This window comes from Endozoicomonas atrinae (genome assembly GCF_001647025.1).
Lineage (GTDB): Bacteria > Pseudomonadota > Gammaproteobacteria > Pseudomonadales > Endozoicomonadaceae > Endozoicomonas > Endozoicomonas atrinae.
In genome coordinates this window covers 1-2,786 of sequence record NZ_LUKQ02000437.1, presented here as the reverse complement: position 1 = coordinate 2,786, position 2,786 = coordinate 1, and the positions used below count along the sequence as shown (strand labels likewise).

Annotated in this window: 2 protein-coding genes and 1 pseudogene; all 3 read right to left on the bottom strand. The window is 47.5% G+C overall.

What is annotated here, in order from left to right; translation table 11 throughout:
* Positions 1 to 272 precede the first annotated feature (272 nt).
* Positions 273 to 1,127, bottom strand: a complete 855-nt coding sequence (locus AK963_RS27550; RefSeq protein ID WP_066018520.1) for an SDR family oxidoreductase — start codon at positions 1,125 to 1,127, stop codon at positions 273 to 275.
* Positions 1,128 to 1,132: 5 nt separating this feature from the next.
* Positions 1,133 to 2,305, bottom strand: coding sequence for an acyl-CoA dehydrogenase family protein (locus AK963_RS27545; protein WP_066018519.1), 1,173 nt, complete (start codon positions 2,303 to 2,305; stop codon positions 1,133 to 1,135).
* 291 nt (positions 2,306 to 2,596) lie between these two features.
* Positions 2,597 to 2,786: pseudogene (locus tag AK963_RS36095) on the bottom strand (IS630 family transposase); the annotation flags it as partial.

The window sequence follows — 2,786 nt, the reverse complement described above, 5'->3', positions numbered from 1 at the left end:
ATCAGAACCTGATGCACAGAGTTTTTGAGAAGTTAGGCTTGGCAATGAATGACGAAAAAGTCATGAATACTTATGAGGAGCTAAGTAGCTATGGTGCTATCGCTGCATAATAGTGTCCGGAGTATTGTTAAAGATACAGAGTAAAAATAGACCCAGATCGGCTATTAGCAAGAAAGCAAATAATTAAGTGGATACGTTTGTTTTTTATACTGTTTTCAGCAAGAGGAAGTAGCGATCTCAGAAAATAACCATTCACCACTTCCCGTTCCATATTAACTGAAATACTCTGGTTTACTGTAAGGCCACAGCTCACCCCATAAACGACCACCCCCATCTAATGTCATCACTTCCCCCGTCATAAACTGTGATGCGTCACTTCCAAGATAGGCACAGGCCTGTGCAATATCCCAGGCGGAACCAAAGCGCTGCATTGGATTAGAGTGGGGGAATTCGTTTACGGCTTCCTGTGGATAAACTTTCATTCCTTCACTGGCAATAATGCCCGGAGCAATGCAGTTGACCCGAATACCGTATTGAGCCCACTCCACCGCCACTGTTTTTGACGCATAAATCACACCTGCTCTCGCCGCACAGGTATGGGCAATATCCGGCATTCCACGATCAATCACCGTAACAATATTGATAATATTTCCGGGATTTTTCACATCTCGCCAGCGCTGGGCAGCGGCCTGCATCATAAACCAGGTACCATTAAGATTATTATCAATCACAGCGCGCCAGCCATTAGGCGAGAAATCAATCGCAGGCTGGGGAAACTGACCACCGGCATTATTAATTAATACATCAAGGCCGCCCTGCTCATTCATGACTTCATCAAAGAAAACCTGAACACGGTCAGGGTCCCGGATATCCAGTGTTTTACAGCGGATATCAAGTCCCATCTCCTTCATCGGTTCAATAGCAGCCTGCAGCTTTTCAAGACTGCGTCCACAAATCAGAACTTTTGCACCAAGTCGAGCCAGCAGCCAGGCGGCAGCTTTGCCAATACCACTGCCGCCGCCACTGATTAACACCCTTTTACCTGAAAAGCTGTCTCTGGAAAACACCGTATCCAGTTCTGCCAGCTGCCGATCAGACAGCCCGAAAGCATCCTTATCTAACCCCATAATCCTTACTTCAACAGTTCGCCAGCAATGATCATTTTGCGCACTTCAGTAGTACCGGCACCAATTTCAAGCAACTTGGTTGAGCGAAACAGGCGATTGATTTCCGACTCCCAGATATAACCGGTTCCACCGTGCACCTGTACAGCATTATCCAATACCTTATTACACATATCGGCACAGTACATCACGGAAGCGGCTGTACGGGCATGAATCTCGCCCCGACCAGCCTGAGTTTCATCGACTTCGGATACTTCGGCCAGCACCTTCCAGCAGAAAGTTTTCATGGTTTCTACCCAGACATACATATCGGCGATCCGCGCCTGAACCATCTGAAAGCTGGCAATGGGTTTACCAAACTGCTGACGTGTACCGGCATAATCAATGGAAAGATCCAGTGCCCGCTCAGCAATGCCGGTATTAATCGGAGCAATCATGGAGCGTTCAAAATCCAGCCCACTCATAACCACCTGATGTCCCTGGTGCTCTTTACCAACGATATTTGCAACCGGAACACGAAGGTCTTCAAATACCAGCTCGGCCGTCTGACTACCCCGAAAACCCATTTTGTCCAGCTTCTGGGCCACTTTAAAGCCTGGCCAGTGGGTTTCAACCACAAAAGCAGTAATACCCTTTGAACCTTTACCGGGTTCGGTTTTGGCGTATACCAGGCAGACGTCAGCGACTGGGCCATTGGTAATATAAATTTTTGAGCCATTCAGAACATATTCATCGCCATCACGCACGGCTTTCGTTCTCATGGAGCCCAGGGCATCGGAGCCGGCTCCCGGCTCAGTCAACCCAAGACAGCCAATCCACTCTCCGGAACAGAGCTTAGGCAGGTATTTTTCCCGCAGATATTCACTGCCATTGTTGTATATATTATTGGCACACAGGTTATCGTGAGCGACCCAGCTTAATGCCAGGGCATGATTCCAGCGGGAGAATCCCTGCAAAATCAGTCCTGCCTCCAGCATCGACATGCCGGCGCCACCATACTGCTCGGGAATGGTAACCCCCAGAAAACCCAGTTCACCGAACTGCTTGAAGACATCCTGCGGCCACCACTCTTCGTTGTCCATCCTGGCTGCGAGGGGTAAAAGCTGTTCACGGCCAAAACGATCGGCATGGTCTAACAAGCTTTGCTGTTCAGCCGTAAGCGTAAATTGACTGGCAGTCATGGTTGATATCCTTTTCTAATTTTTATTGTTTTTAACCACGAAGGCACAAAGGCACTAAGAAAAGAAGGCATTGATCTGATGAATATTTAGACTGGAAACAATCAACAACTCTGTGCCTTCGTGTCTTTGTGGTGAAACATTAAAGTCTGAGTACACCGTAACGGGCATCACCTATGGGTGCATTCAGAGATGCACTGATTGAAATACCAAGGGCATTGCGAGTGTCTATGGGATCAATAATCCCATCATCCCAGATCTCTGAAGACGTATAATACCAATTGAATTTTCTAACTACTGTATAACTGCCCAATCACGGGAGCACAGACTGAACAGTCGACCAGCTTCGCTGCAAAGGTTATTCCAAGCTTCACAGCAACAATCTACAATATTTTCATAACCTGAAAATGCTTTGTTTGATAAGTCATGCTCCCGCATCCACTCCCATAGCCTTTCTGAGCTGTTTAACTCCGGTGCGAATGGT

Excerpts from the sequence above, each read along its gene's own strand:
- AK963_RS27550 (WP_066018520.1), bottom strand. The coding sequence starts at position 1,127 with ATGGGGTTAGATAAGGATGCTTTCGGGCTGTCTGATCGGCAGCTGGCA.
- AK963_RS27545 (WP_066018519.1), bottom strand. The coding sequence starts at position 2,305 with ATGACTGCCAGTCAATTTACGCTTACGGCTGAACAGCAAAGCTTGTTA.